The 14,172-nt window shown below is 61.5% G+C and carries 13 protein-coding genes and 1 tRNA gene; 8 read left to right on the top strand and 6 right to left on the bottom strand.

Annotated elements, in window-relative coordinates; translation table 11 throughout:
- Positions 1-85 precede the first annotated feature (85 nt).
- Together mnmE and HNQ65_RS04660 are read left to right on the top strand one after the other, a co-directional pair.
- Positions 86-1,432: a tRNA uridine-5-carboxymethylaminomethyl(34) synthesis GTPase MnmE gene (gene mnmE, locus HNQ65_RS04665; protein WP_184338303.1), complete on the top strand. Its 1,347-nt coding sequence runs from the start codon at positions 86-88 to the stop codon at positions 1,430-1,432.
- A 52-nt stretch (positions 1,433-1,484) separates the two neighbouring features.
- On the top strand, positions 1,485-2,369 hold the full coding sequence (locus tag HNQ65_RS04660; protein WP_221306030.1) for a TIM barrel protein: 885 nt from the start codon (positions 1,485-1,487) through the stop codon (positions 2,367-2,369).
- Positions 2,370-2,540: 171 nt separating this feature from the next.
- On the opposite strand, the gene rpmF is transcribed toward HNQ65_RS04660, so the two are convergent.
- The 5 genes from rpmF to HNQ65_RS04635 all read right to left on the bottom strand — a co-directional run bounded on the left by rpmF (position 2,541) and on the right by HNQ65_RS04635 (position 5,144).
- A complete protein-coding gene (gene rpmF, locus HNQ65_RS04655; protein ID WP_184338302.1) occupies positions 2,541-2,729 on the bottom strand; it encodes a 50S ribosomal protein L32 in 189 nt (62 codons plus the stop codon).
- A 29-nt stretch (positions 2,730-2,758) separates the two neighbouring features.
- The gene (locus tag HNQ65_RS04650) at positions 2,759-3,238 is read right to left on the bottom strand and encodes a YceD family protein (protein ID WP_184338301.1); all 480 of its coding nucleotides are present in this window, start codon (positions 3,236-3,238) and stop codon (positions 2,759-2,761) included.
- A 41-nt stretch (positions 3,239-3,279) separates the two neighbouring features.
- Positions 3,280-3,762: a pantetheine-phosphate adenylyltransferase gene (coaD, locus tag HNQ65_RS04645; protein WP_184338300.1), complete on the bottom strand. Its 483-nt coding sequence runs from the start codon at positions 3,760-3,762 to the stop codon at positions 3,280-3,282.
- A 236-nt stretch (positions 3,763-3,998) separates the two neighbouring features.
- Complete coding sequence (gene acpS, locus HNQ65_RS04640) at positions 3,999-4,379, bottom strand: holo-ACP synthase (protein WP_184338299.1); 381 nt, start codon at positions 4,377-4,379, stop codon at positions 3,999-4,001.
- Positions 4,380-4,388: 9 nt separating this feature from the next.
- Positions 4,389-5,144, bottom strand: a complete 756-nt coding sequence (locus tag HNQ65_RS04635; protein WP_184338298.1) for a pyridoxine 5'-phosphate synthase — start codon at positions 5,142-5,144, stop codon at positions 4,389-4,391.
- Between the two features lie 163 nt (positions 5,145-5,307).
- On the opposite strand from HNQ65_RS04635, the gene HNQ65_RS04630 reads away from it, so the two are divergent.
- Together HNQ65_RS04630 and HNQ65_RS04625 are read left to right on the top strand one after the other, a co-directional pair.
- Positions 5,308-6,225, top strand: a complete 918-nt coding sequence (locus tag HNQ65_RS04630; protein ID WP_184338297.1) for a hypothetical protein — start codon at positions 5,308-5,310, stop codon at positions 6,223-6,225.
- A 78-nt stretch (positions 6,226-6,303) separates the two neighbouring features.
- A tRNA-Asp gene (locus HNQ65_RS04625) sits at positions 6,304-6,380 on the top strand.
- A 449-nt stretch (positions 6,381-6,829) separates the two neighbouring features.
- Here HNQ65_RS04625 and HNQ65_RS04620 read toward each other — a convergent pair.
- On the bottom strand, positions 6,830-8,683 hold the full coding sequence (locus HNQ65_RS04620; RefSeq protein WP_184338296.1) for a hypothetical protein: 1,854 nt from the start codon (positions 8,681-8,683) through the stop codon (positions 6,830-6,832).
- Positions 8,684-8,927: 244 nt separating this feature from the next.
- Here HNQ65_RS04620 and HNQ65_RS04615 point away from each other — a divergent pair, with 244 nt between their 5' ends.
- From HNQ65_RS04615 to HNQ65_RS04600, 4 genes are all read left to right on the top strand, one after another.
- Positions 8,928-9,668 carry an ABC transporter ATP-binding protein gene (locus HNQ65_RS04615; RefSeq protein WP_184338295.1) on the top strand — a complete coding sequence of 247 codons (741 nt, stop codon included), beginning with the start codon at positions 8,928-8,930 and terminating at the stop codon, positions 9,666-9,668.
- A 50-nt stretch (positions 9,669-9,718) separates the two neighbouring features.
- A complete protein-coding gene (locus HNQ65_RS04610) occupies positions 9,719-10,477 on the top strand; it encodes an ABC transporter permease (RefSeq protein ID WP_184338294.1) in 759 nt (252 codons plus the stop codon).
- 66 nt (positions 10,478-10,543) lie between these two features.
- Complete coding sequence (locus HNQ65_RS04605; protein WP_184338293.1) at positions 10,544-12,505, top strand: GldG family protein; 1,962 nt, start codon at positions 10,544-10,546, stop codon at positions 12,503-12,505.
- A 44-nt stretch (positions 12,506-12,549) separates the two neighbouring features.
- Positions 12,550-14,043 (top strand): DUF4340 domain-containing protein, encoded by a 1,494-nt coding sequence (locus HNQ65_RS04600; protein ID WP_184338292.1) that lies wholly within the window; start codon positions 12,550-12,552, stop codon positions 14,041-14,043.
- Positions 14,044-14,172: the final 129 nt, after the last annotated feature.

The raw sequence follows: 14,172 nt of genomic DNA, 5'->3' as shown, positions 1-14,172 counted from the left end.
GTGGAGCAAGACTTCTACGCCGAAGAACTCTTTTGTTGCATCTTCTGCGATCACCTCTTGAACTTCAGGCCGCGTTTCCCATCCCATGCTTCAAGACACCATCGCCGCCATCTCCACCTCGCTCGGCGAGGCCGCCATCAGCGTGGTGCGTGTCTCCGGCCCTCAGGCGCTGGACATGGCCCGGCGTGTGCTGAGGCTCCCCGCTCAGGTCGCACCGCGCCAGGCCTGCCTCGTCTCTGTGCTGGATGCCACAGGCGGCGTGCTCGACCACGGGCTCGCGCTCTATTTCAAAGGACCGGCCAGCTACACCGGGGAGGACGTCATCGAATTCCACGGGCACGGCGGCGTGCTCGTGACTCAGCGCGTGCTGGAGCGCTGGCTGGCCTGCGGAGCCCGCGCGGCGGAGCCGGGGGAGTTCACCCAGCGCGCCTTCTTGAACGGCAAGATGGATCTCACCCAGGCAGAGGCCGTCATGGACGTCATCCACGCCCAGAGCACGCTGGCCCTGCGTGCTGCCAATGAGCAGCTCGGCGGTGCCATCGGCCGCGCCGCCACGGCAATGCAGCAGCAGATCATCCCCGTGCTGGCCCACATTGAAGCCTTCATTGATTTCCCGGAAGAAGACATCTCTCCCGAGACCGGTGCCGACCTGCTCCGCCGCATCGACTCCGTGCTGGCCAGCGCACGCCAGCTCATCGCCACCTCCGCGCAGGGCCGCATCCTGCGCCACGGCGCACGCACCGTCATCTCCGGCGCACCCAATGTTGGAAAAAGCAGCCTGCTCAATCTCCTTCTAGGCTTTGAGCGTGCCATCGTCAGCCCCACCGCTGGCACTACCCGGGACACCATCGAGGAAATCATCCAGGTCCACGGCATTCCCCTCCGCCTGGTGGACACCGCCGGCCTGCGCGAGGCCGGAGACGACATCGAGCGTGTGGGCATCCAGCGCACCGAACGCGAGCTGGAGCGTGCCGACCTCGTCATTGAGGTGGTGGACGCCAGCCAGCCTCCGCCCGCTAGCCAGAGGCTCACGCTCTCTCCCGAGCTGGCCCGCCGCCGCATCCTCATCCTGAACAAGAGCGATCTCGGCCTCCACCCCGACTGGAGCAGCGAGCGCGCCGCCATCCCGCTCTCCTGCCTCGATGGCACCGGCGTCGAAGCGCTTCGGGACGCCATTCGTGCCGTCATCGCCACCGCCGGACCGCTCGCAGCAGATCACCCCATCGCCATCAATGCGCGCCATCAGGCCGCCTTTGAGCGCTGCGCCGAGCGCCTGCTCGCCGCCAAGGCCGCGCTGGAGCACCAGGAAGCCCCCGAATTCATCGCCCTGGAGATTCGCGAAGCCATGCAGGCGCTGGGAGACGTCATCGGCCAGGTGGATGTGGAGCGCATCCTCGACGTCATCTTTTCCACCTTCTGCATAGGAAAGTAGCGCGCCCGACGTTTTCCTCCTTCATTCCAACCTTAAACTTGAAACTTTGTCGATGAACCGCCGCCACTTTCTCACCACAGCACTTGCCGCCACCGCCGCCTCACGTGCGGGTGCCGTTTCCATCGACAAAGCTGCGGCAGACCCCGCCTACGTCATCAAAAACCACGGCATCAAGCACACCGTCATGGGCTGGTGCTTCAAGCCCATGGACACCGTCGTCCTGGCCAAGCACTGCAAGGACATCGGCCTCGTCGGCATGGAAGGCATCGACAAGAAATACTACCCAGACGTGAAGGCTCTCGGGCTGGACATCTCCCTCGTCTCAGGCCACGGCTTCGGCAACGGCCCCTGCAATCCCAAGTTCCGCGATGAAGTCATCGCCAAGCTCACCGAAGGCATCGACCTGGCCGCTGACGTCGGCTGCAAAAAAGTCATCACCTTCACCGGCATGAAGTTCGACGGCATGGACCGCGAAAAAGCCATCAAGGACTGCCTCGACACCTGGAAGGTCGTCCTCCCGCATGCGGAAAAGAAAGGCATCACCCTCGTGCTGGAGCATCTCAACTCCCGCGACAGCTCCCACCCCATGAAGGGCCACCCCGGCTACTTTGGCGATGATGTGGATTTTTGCGTCGATCTCATCAAGCAGATTGGCAGCCCCAACTTCAAGCTGCTCTTCGACATCTACCACGTCAGCATCATGAACGGAGACGTCATCCGCCGCCTCCGCATTCACAAGGACTACATCGGCCACATCCACACTGCAGGAAATCCCGGCCGCTGTGAGCTCGACGAGCACCAGGAGATCAATTACCCCGCCGTCATGCAGGCCCTGCTGGAGATCGGCTACCACGACTTCGTGGCCCACGAGTTCATTCCCACCTGGAGCGATCCCATCCTCGCCCTCCGCCACGCGGCGATGGTGTGTGATGTGTAGCTAAGGTGATGCAGGCACTCCTGCCTGCAAATCGAGCGTCCCCTTGGCACACTTTCCCAGGGGGCGCACGCTTAACTCATCTGCGTCCCGGGTTGGTGCGGAATTCGGATAACGAAAAAACCCCGCCAGGACGATACCCGGCGGGGTTGAAAATTCGAAACAGAGAGGGGATTAGCTTTCGCCAGCCACCTTGCTGATCACCTGACGGCCGCGGTAGTAGCCGCAGGAGGGGCAGGCCACGTGTCCCGGCACGGAGGTGCCGCACTCAGGGCAGCTCTTGAGGGTGGGCGCCTTCCAGCGGTTTGCGCCTTGACGCATGCGTTGGCGGCTCTTGGATTGTCTGCGCTTGGGATTGGCCATGTGAGTATGGGGGTGGGGTCTGTTCTAGTCTAGTTAAGCTTGTTCAATGCTTCCCACACACCCGGACCCGCGTTCTGAGGTTCATCGGGTGCTGTTTCGGGCACTTGCTGAAACCTGCCTTCGGCGGGACACTGACGAGGATGGACATTGCCAGCATCGCAGCGTGGGTAGCTCGGAAGGGTTAGCAGGATATCTTCACGAATCGTATCCGTCAAGTTGATCGTGGAGTCCTTTGCAATCTCCAGCTCCGACGCGTAGTGCGGCAGCTCCACCCGGTGCTCAAACCGCTCCAGGCAGGCCCCGCATTCCAGGCTGAAGGTAGCCTCCACCTGTCCTGTGATCAGCAGGTCGCTCCCGTCCCGCTCCAGGTGCAGCTCATACTTCAGCGGGGAAACCGCCTGAATGCTGTCCTTGGGGTCCAGGGCAAAGAAAGACGCTTTCTCCTGGCCGGAGATGTCCTTGCCGTCTGAGGGCAGGCTGCGCAGATCGATGGAAAAAGGATGGTGCATGACAATGAAAACGTCTGGGAAAAGGGCGCGGGGAGGAAAAATCAGTCCAGGTTAAACTTGGAGCGCAGCGCCGTCACCACATTCGGCGGCACAAACTGCTCGATGTGCCCGCCCAGGCGGCAGATCTCCTTCACCAGCCGGCTGCTGATGTAGGTGTACTCCTCCCGGGGCATGAGGAAGAGCGTCTCCAGATTCGGCTCCAGTTTGCGATTCATCAGCGCCAGCTGGAATTCAAACTCAAAGTCAGACACGGCGCGCAGACCGCGCACCAGCGCGCAGGCCTTGTGCTCACGCGCAAAATTCACCAGCAGCCCCTCAAAGGGCATCACCTCGATCCCTGGAATCTCCGCCGCCGCATTGCGGATCAGCTCCACACGCTCGTCCACGGTAAAGAGACTCTGCTTCGCATTATCCCGCGCCACGGCGATGATCAGCTTGTCAAAGATGCCCGCAGCACGCTGCAGCACATCCAGATGGCCGTTGGTGATGGGGTCAAAGCTGCCCGGATAAATCGCGCGTCGCATGTGGGGAGGTAAGGGGAGGGGGAGCAGTGTAGTGGCGAAGGAGGGGCTAGGAAAGGAATATTGCGGGAGAGAAGAAGGCAGGGGAATGACGAATGAGTAAATCCAAATGACGAATCAATGTCCAAGAACGAATGACGATGTCAGCCATGAGAGCCTTCCAAGAGGGGAGCGCTGCCTGCTCCGCGTTTCGGATTTTGGCATTCGTCCTTATTGAGTCATTCGGACTTACTCATTCGTCATTCCGCCTTCTCCATCAGCACCTGCGCCATCGCCAGGTCCTTCGTATGCGTCAGGCTCACCAGGCAGCCCGCCTGTCCGGCGTGTTGTTTCGCAGCGCCGTGCAGTACGATGCCGGGCTTGCCGCTGGCCTCCCGTACCACCTCGATGTCAGTCCAGTTCACCCCTTCCGCCCAGATGCCCGTGCCCAGCGCCTTCGCTACAGCCTCCTTCGCGGCAAAGCGGGCGGCGTAGTGCATGGCGGGCTCGGCACAGGCGTCACAGTAGGCGATTTCTCCTGCGGTAAAGGTACGCTCTTTGAAGCGCTGCCCATGCCGCTCCAGCATCTCGCGGATGCGGGACACTTCCACGAGATCGATGCCGATGCCGGTGACCTTCATAAGGGTAAATCAGCTCTTGTAGGAGGCCATTACCGCCAGCATCTCGCGCACCGCGCCATGCAGGCCGATGAAGACGGAGCGGGACACGATGTGGTGGCCGATGTTCAGCTCCGCCAGATGAGGCACCGCCCACAGGTCGGGCAGGTTTTGCGTGCTGAGTCCATGTCCTGCATTGATCTGCAGGCCCAGCGCGTGGCCCAGCTCTGCGGCGGCGCACAGGCGCTCCACCTCGGCGGCGCGTGCGGCGCCAAAGTGGTTGGCAAAGGTGCCCGTGTGCAGCTCGATCATTGCCGCGCCGATCTCCGCGCTGGCGCGCACCTGGTCCAGATCGGGGTCGATGAACATGCTCACGCGCGTGCCGTTGTCGCTCAGCGCCTTCACGGTGCTGCGCAGCGCCTCGCGCTGGCCCGCCACATCCAGACCACCCTCGGTCGTCACTTCCTCACGGTTTTCCGGCACCATGCACACAAAGTCCGGGCGCACCTGCAGCGCGATGTTCAGAATCTCCTGCGTGTTTCCCATCTCCAGGTTCAGCTTGGTGCGGATGCTCTTGCGCAACAGGTGTACGTCCGCATCCTGGATGTGGCGGCGGTCCGCCCGCAGATGCACGGTGATCGAGTGCGCCCCGGCCTCCTCCGCCACCTGGGCGGCCGCCAGCACGTAGGGCTCGGCATTGGGAGACTCCAGCATGGCACGGTAGCGCGCCTGGCGCAGGGTCACGACATGGTCAATATTGACTCCAAGAAGCAGGTTGGTTGGGGGCATTGGTGCTATTTAGCGCAGCCCCCGGCACCCGCAAGCCTCGGGTCAACACGTGTTTTGACGCAAAAAGAGCGGAAAAATGTAACTGCGCGCCCAAGAAATTGATGTACTCAATCGGTGGATCATCTATTAGCACGTGATCCTATGATTGTTTAGCCACACCCTCATGAAATCCCTCTTCTTCACCATCCTGATTCTCGGCGGAGCCTTCGCGGCCTATGACTACTTTGGAGCCCCTCCGGGCAAGAAAGTCATCTTCAAAAGCCTCAATGTCCCGGAAAGCAAAGGCCCCAAACTCGTGCTGGCCAATCCCAAATTTGACGACATGCCGGTGGAGAAAGCAGCCGTGCCGGAGACCGCCAAACCCAGCGTAGAGATGACCAAGCCTGCACAGAGTGCTCCTGCGCCCGCACCTGCCGCTGTCACCAAGCCTGCCTCTGATCCCCGCTTTCAGCCCATCGAGGCCCTGACCAGCAACTGGATGAAAATCCCCGCCTCTGCCTTCCCGCGCGAGGTGAAGCTGCTGCAGGACGCCATGTTCAAGATGAGCGTCGGTGGCAGCAAGGTGGCCGCAGGCGGAAAGGCCGTGGCCATCGGCGCAGACAATGGTGTGCTGACCCTGGCCCCCACCGCCACCTCTCCCGCACGTGCTCAGGTCCCCATCGACGGCACCGACCTCAAGGCCCAGCTCAATGAGTCCTATGAAAAGTGGAAGGTCGTTCGCGGCGAAGAGCTCAAAAAACTCGCCGCCAGCAAAGCACAGGCTCAGTCCGCCCCTGTAGCGGCCAATGCCGCAGGCATGGTGGATACTGATGGCAAGCCCCTGCGCGACTCCACCAGCGCCTACCCGCTGCTCGTCAATGCCATGAAGAGCGGCCAGGTCACTGAGATCAAGCCCGAGAACATCCTCCGCTGGTATGACCCGCAGCCTGCTCAGGTGCAGGGCAAGCAAGGCTGGGCTGTGAGGTTTGAGTGCAACGTGAAGACCATCTTCGGACTGCAGCCCGTTGAAGCTCAGGCCTTGGTGCTCGGTGGCAGAGTCATCGGCTGGTACTACACCGGCTCGGGTGAAGAAGTGCCGTGAAGTTTTTTTCGAACAAGTGAAGTTTCCATTTGCGAGTGAGAATGGAGCGCTTAGTATCGCGGCCCCCGAAACGGTAATGGAGCGGTAGTTCAGTTGGTTAGAACGCCAGCCTGTCACGTTGGAGGTCGCGGGTTCGAGCCCCGTCCGCTCCGCCATTTAGGGTTAAAATCAGGCCGCCTTGCACAACCTGCAGGCGGCCTTTTTCATGCCTTCGTTCAGCGTGTGATGGTGCGCTCACATGGACGACTATGATAAGCCGTTTGAGCGCACCCATCGGCCCAACGGCTACAGGAATTTGAAAAAATAATTCGCGTGCCCCAGCCGCTGAGGAGCGCGGACTTTAGTCCGCAGCAAGTCCTCATCCAAAGCCCCGCCATGTTGTCCTCCCCGCACCACAAACACGAGCGCTACGGCGGAGAGGGATCGTCCCTATCCCTCACGCTCCCGCAAAGACCAGCGTTTGCGCGTCTCCTCAGAGCCGAGCCTGCCGTTTCATCCAGCGCTCTCGCACATCCACAAACACACGCCCTGTGCGGGGATCAAGATAATCCCCTCCGTCTTTGGGGCGAAGCCTCTGGCGACGCTGTCTCGCCGCCCTCCGTTCTTACGGAGTGGCTTCGCTGTTCACCACGCTTTCGTAGCAGCGCTGTTCTTCGGGCAGCATGCGGGCCTGGGGCTTGATGTCTTTGATGACGCCCATGGCTTCGTTGTGAAAGCCGCCGCTGTTGGCGATGGCTGCAAACACGGCGCGCTGGCCTTCGGTGAGCGGGTTGAGGTCGATGTACTGCAGGTTTTGCACCGCCTGCTGCTTGTCGCGCAGCCTCCATTGGGCCAGGGCCACGATGAGCTTGCGCTGGTTGTCAGTGGGCTGGATTTTGAGCAGGGCGGAGGCGTTGCGCAGCGAGAGCTCGATGTTGCGCCCCGCCAGCACATTCACGTAGAGCTGCGTCTCGGCAAAGCTGGAGTTGTCCGGCCAGCGGGCATTGGCATCCTGACAGGCTTGAATGAGCGCTTCCGTGTCACGGTTGGCCGTGCAGGAATTGATCAGGCCCACAAAAGCGTCGCGCTCGATGACTGGCGGCGCGGAGGCCCGGCGCACGGCCTTGATGGCCTGCCGGTAGGCTTCTTCGGCGATGTCAAAGTGGCCCCGGTCCTCGCCATACTTCGCCAGTTGCAGCAGGGCAGGGTAGCGGCCGTTCATCTGGGCGGCGTCCTTGGCGGCGATCAGCTTGCTGCGCAGTTCCTCGGAGGGACGTTTCAGGATGTAGGCCAGGTGGGCTCGAAACATCGCCATGGTGGCCGGGTCCAGCACATTGGCCACCTTGGGGTCTTCCACCAGACGCTCCACATCGCTGTAGCGCTGCAGCATGGTCAGGGCGTTGAGGTAGTTTTCCAGCAGGCCTTGGTGTGTCTTGGCCTCGTCCTCCGGCAGCACTGTCAGCACCTGGCGGAATTCACCTTCCTCGACCAGCCAGCGGATGAAAGGCACGAGCTGGTCGCGCTTCTTGTTCTGGTACCTGACCGTGGCGGCCATCACGATCTCCTTTTTGCGCCGGGGATTGAGCAGCACCTCGCGCTTCAGCGCCGTCACATAGTGGCGTTCATCTCCCTTCGGGTGTTTTTTCAGGCGTTCGATCAGCCGTTCGGTGTCTTCCGGTGTCAGGGTGGGCAGGCTGTTGATGAATTCCAGCGTCTGCAGGCCCAGCGCATCGTCCTGTGCCGCCAGCTTCCAGAGCGTCTCCATGCCCTGGCCGGATTCGGTGGGATTGGTGGAGGTCACCTGCAGCTTGGCCAGGCGGAGCGCCCCTTCTTTGTCATCCGGATGGCTGTCCGTGTAGCTGTGCATCGCTGCGATCAGGGGCTTGTTCTGGTCGCTGCCGCCCCAGACCTCCTCTGCCAGCTTCATGAGGCTGTCGCTGGATTTCTGCTCGCGCATGATCTTGTCCAGCGCCAGGGCCGCGTCCTTGGGCTTGCCCAGGTTCATGAGGCACTTCACATGCAGCTGCTCGTCATTGGGGGTCAGCGACCCCATGTTTTTGAGCTTGTCATAGAAATAGAGCGCGGTGTCGCGCTTCATCATGGTGAAGTACTCAAAATTAAGCCGTATCGCGTCCTCGCTCTCCGGGGCGTTGGTGTAGGCCTCCTGGGCCTTCATCACCGCGTTCACCACCTGGCCGTTTTCCGCCATCTGCCGGGCCTCCTTCACCATGCTCTGCGCCCGCATGTCCTTGTACTTTTTCCGCATCGGGCGTGCAAAGAGCACCCCCACCGCCAGAAGGGCCAGACAGACGGTGATCGCCACCCCCGCCGCCACGTAGCGCGCCAGCGGCGACTGCCGGTCCCGATGGGCCACAGTCGGGGGTACCAGCCACTCCCAGGCCGTGATGAAGGGACGCCACAGCACAAAGGGTTTCTGGCTGGGATCCTTCGTGGGATCGATGTTTTGATTCCAAAGCATGAATTTTCGAGTCTGGGGGCGCAGATTGTAGGTGTTCCAGATGCGGCGTCACGTTGAAAATTTTTCCCGGGCAGGATTGTCACTTCCGCTTTTCTCCTCTGGCATCAGCCTGCCAAAATTATGTTGAAAAGATCGAGGTACCTCCTAAAACAGCCCACCGCGATTGAACGTCCGGAAGGTGCGAACAACCAGAAGCGCGCCTCCGTGCCGCTTCTAAGCCCCCCAACCAACTGCCCTCGACGTTATGATCCAAGTCAAGAACCTCATCAAAGTGTTCGGCACCAAAGTGGCTGTCGATGATGTCTCCTTCTCCGTGGAAAAAGGCGAAGTCCTAGGCTTCCTGGGGCCCAACGGCGCCGGCAAGTCCACCACCATGCGCATGGTCACCGGCTACTTCCGCCCCACCAGCGGCAGCGTGAAGCTCTGCGGTGTGGACATGGTCGAAGAGCCCGAGCTGGCCAAGCAGCGCCTCGGCTACCTCCCGGAAAACGCCCCCCTGTATTCGGACATGACCGTGGCCAGCTTCCTCGGCTTCTGCGCCGAGCTGCGCGGCATCCACGGCGCGGCACGCACCAAGGCCATCGACCGCGTGCTGGACCTGTGCTTCCTCGACAGCGTGCGCAATCAGAGCGTGGACACCCTTTCCAAAGGCTACCGCCACCGAACCTGCTTCGCCCAGAGCATCATCCACGACCCTGATGTGCTCATCCTCGACGAGCCCACCGACGGCCTGGACCCCAACCAGAAGCACGAAGTGCGCGGCATGATCAAGCGCATGGGCCAGGACAAGGCCATCATCTTCTCCACCCACATCCTGGAGGAAGTGGAGGCCGCCTGCTCCCGAGCCATCATCATTGATCGCGGCAAGATCGTCGCAGACGGTACTCCGGAAAGCCTCAAGAAGCTGGTGCCCGGCGCCGCCTCGCTGGACGAAGTCTTCCGCAAGATCACCAAGCCGGACACCGCGCAGAAAAAAGCCGCCTGATCCTGATTCTTCGAGAAACCCTTTCATCCGATTTCCCCCCAACCATCAACATGAGCAACCGAGATATCCAAAACACACTGGCCGTCTTCAAGCGGGAGTTCCTTGGCTACTTCAACTCTCCCGTCTTCTACGTCATTGTCGTCATCTTCCTGCTGGCTGCCAATGGCTTCACCTTCTTCTTCTCCCGCATCCTGGACTACGATGATGTGTCCCTGGCCACGCGCTTCTTTGTCTGGCACCCGTGGATCTACACCGTGCTGGCTCCCGCCGTGGGCATGCGCCTCTGGTCGGAAGAGCACCGCCTGGGCACCATCGAGCTGCTCATGACCATGCCCGTCTCTCCGTGGCAGGCCATTTTGGGCAAGTTCTTTGCCGCCGCTGGCGTCTGGCTCATCGGCCTGGGGCTCACGCTTCCCATCGTCATCACCATGTCGGTGCTGGGAGATCCGGACAACGGCCCCGTCATCAGCGGTTATGTGGCCAGCTACCTCTACGCCATGGCCTGCCTGGCCCTGACCTCCGCCGTCAGCGCCTTCACCCGCAGCCAGGTCGTCTGCTTCATCATCAGCGTCTCCCTCTGCCTCTTCATCGCCCTCATCGGAGATCCCAGCCTGACCCACACCGTGGTCAATGCCATGCCCTCCGGCCTGGAGTCCATCGTGCGCTTCATCTGCTACTTCAGCTTCATGGACCACTTCTTTGAGATGACCAAGGGCATCTTCGTCCTGCGGGACGTCCTCTACTTCGTCTCCGTCATTGTGGTGGCGCTGCTGGTGACAGATTTCGGCCTTCGCTCCAAGCGCGCGTGATGCACCTCTGAAGAACACACCCACTCAGCCTCTTCATATTCACCAACCCTTTTCTCTGACACAAACATGAGTGCTTCCAACAAGACTGCTACCGCGGGCATCACCGCACTGCTGGTCGTTGCCATCATCATCGCCCTCAATTTCCTCGTCGGCGGCGTCGGCTTTGGCAATCTCCGCCTCGACCTGACCGAGGACGGTCTCTACACCCTCTCCAAGGGCACCAAGAACATCATCGGCCACATCAGCGCCGATGAGCCGGTGACGATCAAGTTCTACGCAACCAATGACGACCGCGTCATGCCCAACCTGCTCAAGCCGCACGCCCGCTCCATCGAGGACCTGCTGCTGGAGTATGAAAAGCAGAGCGGCGGCAACATCACCCTCGAGGTCATCCACCCCAATCCGGACACTGACGAGGAAGAAAAAGCCAAGGACGACGAGATCCGTGGCATGCAGGTGAACCAGCAGGGAGACCAGATCTATCTCGGCCTCTCCGTGCAGTGCCTGGACCGCAAGGAAGTGCTGCCCTTCCTCAATCCGGAAGACGCCACCGCCTTTGAGTATGATGTCTCCCGCGCCATCGCCAAGGTCATCAAGCCCAAGAAGACCATCATCGGCCTCATGAGCCCCATGCCTGTCGGCGGCGTGCCTTCCATGCCCTTCCAGCAGCAGCGCGGCCCCGAGGCCTGGGCCATCATCCAGCAGCTCAAGGCGGACTATGAAGTGCGCGATGTCTCCATGACCACGGACAAGGTGGACTCCGACATCACCGTCCTTCTCATTATCCATCCGGCTACTTTCACGCAAAAGACCCAGTATGCCATCGACCAGTACCTCCTGGGCGGCGGCCACATCATCGCCTTTGTGGACCCCCACTGCCTCCTGGCCCAGGCCCTCAGCAGCCAGCCAAACCCCATGACCGGCCAGCCCGGCAACATGATCAACACCTCCTCCGACATGCCCGAGCTCTTCAAGGCCTGGGGGCTCACCTACCAAAAGGACATGGTCGTGGCTGACATGAACTACCGCGGCGTCTTCAATGGCCGCCCCAACCCCACCGCCCTGCAAATCCCCGCCAAGTCCATCAACCAGGACGAACGCGTCACCTCCGGCCTGCAGTCCTTCACCCTCATCAATGCAGGCTCCCTCGGCATTGAGGCCAAGGAAGGCCTCAATGTGGCCACGCTCGTCTCTTCCTCCGAGGTCTCCGACCTCATCGACACCGAGGCGGCTGAAAAGCTCCGCCGCGAGCCCATGGTCAACTTTACCCCCAGTGGCAAGAAGAAGATCCTCGGCGTGCACATCACCGGCAAGTTCAAGTCCGCCTTCCCCAATGGCAAGCCTGCCGACCCCATGCCCAAGGCTGAGAGCGGCGGTGCCCAGCAGGATGCTTCCGCGCCCGCCGCTGCCGGTGCCGCACCTGCTGCTCCAGCCGCAGCCAAGAAGGACGACGGCTCACTCAAAGAGTCCAAGACCAGCGAAAGCAATGTCATCGTCTTCACCGACGCTGACATGCTCTACGACGCCTTCTGCCTGCGCCAGGGAGACCTGGGCGTCGGTGCCATCACCAGCGGCGGCAACCTGCCCATGGTGCTCAATGCCGTCGAACTCTTCGCCGGTGGTGGAGACCTCATCCAGGTCCGCAACCGCAAGGCCCCCGTGCGCCCCTTCACTCTCTTCAAGGAAATGCGCGAGTCCGTGGAGGAGAAATACCGCCCGCAGCTCGTGAAGCTGGAAAAAGAGCGCCAGGACCTCGCTGAAAAGCTCAGCAAGGCACGCCCGCAGCTCGACCTCAAGAAAGGCACCCTCATCGTGGACCAGGGCACCATGAACAACATCAAGGAAATGGAAACCAACTCCAAGAAGATCGACAAGCAGGTCCGCGAGATCCGCAAGGAGATGAACAAGGAGGACGAGTTTACCAAGACCCTGATCAAGATCGGCAACGTCTTCATGGTGCCGCTCATCGTCGGCGTCGTGGGCCTCATCCTCGCCATGCAGCGCCGCGTCCGCACCGCCGCCGCCTGATCCTTCACCACCCCACGCATTTCATTCTCATCTGCTCATACGCCATGAAGAAGATCATCATCCTCCTGAGCGCTCTCGTCCTCATCCTGGGCTTTGCCTGGTTCAAGGGCAATGAGCGCAACTCCCGCCTGAACCGCAACCTGACCACCGTCAAGCTGCGCGAGCTTCTCTTCCCCACCTTTGATGTCAACGGCATCAAAAAAGTGCGCATCAAGGAGGAGAAGTCTGAAGTCACCCTCGTGGTGCAAAACGACACCTGGGTCGTGCAGGAGCGCAGCGGCTATCCCCTCGACAAGGAAAAGCTGCAGACCGCTCTGCTCAGCCTCAAGTATGAAAAGATCAAGGCCGGCCGCCGCATCGGCAAGGACTCCTGGGGCAAGATCAACCTCAACACCCCGGACGCCGGCTACGGCATCGGCACCGTTGTTGAGATGTATGATGACAAGGACCAGCTCAAGTACTCCCTCGTGCTCGGCGGCAAGGTCACCAGCTCCGGCGGCAGCTCCAACGACCAGATGAACATGTTTGGCGGCGGTGCCAACAGCAACCGCTTTGTCCGTGTCGTCGGCGAGGACACCATCTGGGAAATCGGCGAGCAGCTTCCTGACCTCGTCACCAAGCCTGACTCCTGGCTGGCCAAGGGCTTCTTCGACGTGCAGGGACTCCAGTCCGTGGAGGTCACGCTGCCCAAAGCTGAAGACTCCTGGAAAGCCACCCGTGCCGAGGAAAACGGCGACTTCACCCTCGCGGACGCCAAGCCCGGCGAGAAGCTCGATCCCGGCAAGGCCACGCTCGGCACGCTGCTCTCCGGTGCCGCCTTTATCGATGTGCTGCCCAAGGACAAGGCGGCTGCCGCCATGAAGGGGGCCACCAAGGCCCGGCTCCTCACCTTCAAGGGCTTCACCTATGACTTGGAGCTCGCCAAGCAGCCCGCCCCGGCTGGTGGCGGTGCGGACAAGTACTACGTCACCGTGAATGTCAGCGCCAGCTTCCCCAAGGTGCGCCCTGCTGAAAAGAACGAGAAGCCCGAGGAGAAAAAGGCCAGTGACGAGGCCTTCGCCGCCGAGATCAAGACCCTCGAAGAAAAGCTGGCCAACGAGAAGAGGCTCGCAGGCTGGGTTTTCGAAGTGGGCGAGTACACCGTCAGCACCCTCATGAAAAAGCGCTCTGAAATCCTCGCGGCCCCGTCGGATAAAAAGGACGATCCCGCCTCGAGTGGTGGCAAGCCAGCCGGCCTGCCTGACGTGAAAAAGATGGTCCCAGGCTTCCTGCCCGGCACCACCTCCTCCACACCCACCACCGTGACCACGCCACCGGTCTCCGTCACCACCCCGCCCACGCAGCTGCCCCAGGCCCCCAAGGTCGAGCTCAAGCCCGCCCCCGCTCCGGACGCCGTCCCGGGTGCGAAGCCCACCGAGCCCGCCAAGCCTGCCGCCGAGCCCGCCAAGGCTCCGGAACCGGCCAAGCCCGCTGAACCCGCCAAACCGGCTGCCGAGCCCGCCAAGCCCGCCAAGCCCGCCGCCGAACCTGCCAAGTAAGCCGACCGCTGTTTGCGATCTTCCCCCCTCACGGAGTGGTGCCCTGCATCACTCCGTTTTTTTATGTCAACGTGCGACGAAAGTCCGCGCCACAAAACTCCGGCGGAGAGGGATCGTCCCGATCCTTCA

The organism is Prosthecobacter vanneervenii, from assembly GCF_014203095.1.
Classification (GTDB): domain Bacteria; phylum Verrucomicrobiota; class Verrucomicrobiia; order Verrucomicrobiales; family Verrucomicrobiaceae; genus Prosthecobacter; species Prosthecobacter vanneervenii.
This window is presented reverse-complemented; position numbering and strand designations above follow the sequence as displayed.

Excerpts from the sequence above, each read along its gene's own strand:
- HNQ65_RS04610 (WP_184338294.1), top strand. The coding sequence starts at position 9,719 with ATGAGCAACCGAGATATCCAAAACACACTGGCCGTCTTCAAGCGGGAG.
- HNQ65_RS04605 (WP_184338293.1), top strand. The coding sequence starts at position 10,544 with ATGAGTGCTTCCAACAAGACTGCTACCGCGGGCATCACCGCACTGCTG.
- coaD (WP_184338300.1), bottom strand. The coding sequence starts at position 3,762 with ATGCGACGCGCGATTTATCCGGGCAGCTTTGACCCCATCACCAACGGC.
- acpS (WP_184338299.1), bottom strand. The coding sequence starts at position 4,379 with ATGAAGGTCACCGGCATCGGCATCGATCTCGTGGAAGTGTCCCGCATC.
- HNQ65_RS04615 (WP_184338295.1), top strand. The coding sequence starts at position 8,928 with ATGATCCAAGTCAAGAACCTCATCAAAGTGTTCGGCACCAAAGTGGCT.
- HNQ65_RS04630 (WP_184338297.1), top strand. The coding sequence starts at position 5,308 with ATGAAATCCCTCTTCTTCACCATCCTGATTCTCGGCGGAGCCTTCGCG.
- mnmE (WP_184338303.1), top strand. The coding sequence starts at position 86 with ATGCTTCAAGACACCATCGCCGCCATCTCCACCTCGCTCGGCGAGGCC.
- HNQ65_RS04635 (WP_184338298.1), bottom strand. The coding sequence starts at position 5,144 with ATGCCCCCAACCAACCTGCTTCTTGGAGTCAATATTGACCATGTCGTG.
- HNQ65_RS04650 (WP_184338301.1), bottom strand. The coding sequence starts at position 3,238 with ATGCACCATCCTTTTTCCATCGATCTGCGCAGCCTGCCCTCAGACGGC.
- HNQ65_RS04660 (WP_221306030.1), top strand. The coding sequence starts at position 1,485 with ATGAACCGCCGCCACTTTCTCACCACAGCACTTGCCGCCACCGCCGCC.
- HNQ65_RS04600 (WP_184338292.1), top strand. The coding sequence starts at position 12,550 with ATGAAGAAGATCATCATCCTCCTGAGCGCTCTCGTCCTCATCCTGGGC.
- HNQ65_RS04620 (WP_184338296.1), bottom strand. The coding sequence starts at position 8,683 with ATGCTTTGGAATCAAAACATCGATCCCACGAAGGATCCCAGCCAGAAA.
- rpmF (WP_184338302.1), bottom strand. The coding sequence starts at position 2,729 with ATGGCCAATCCCAAGCGCAGACAATCCAAGAGCCGCCAACGCATGCGT.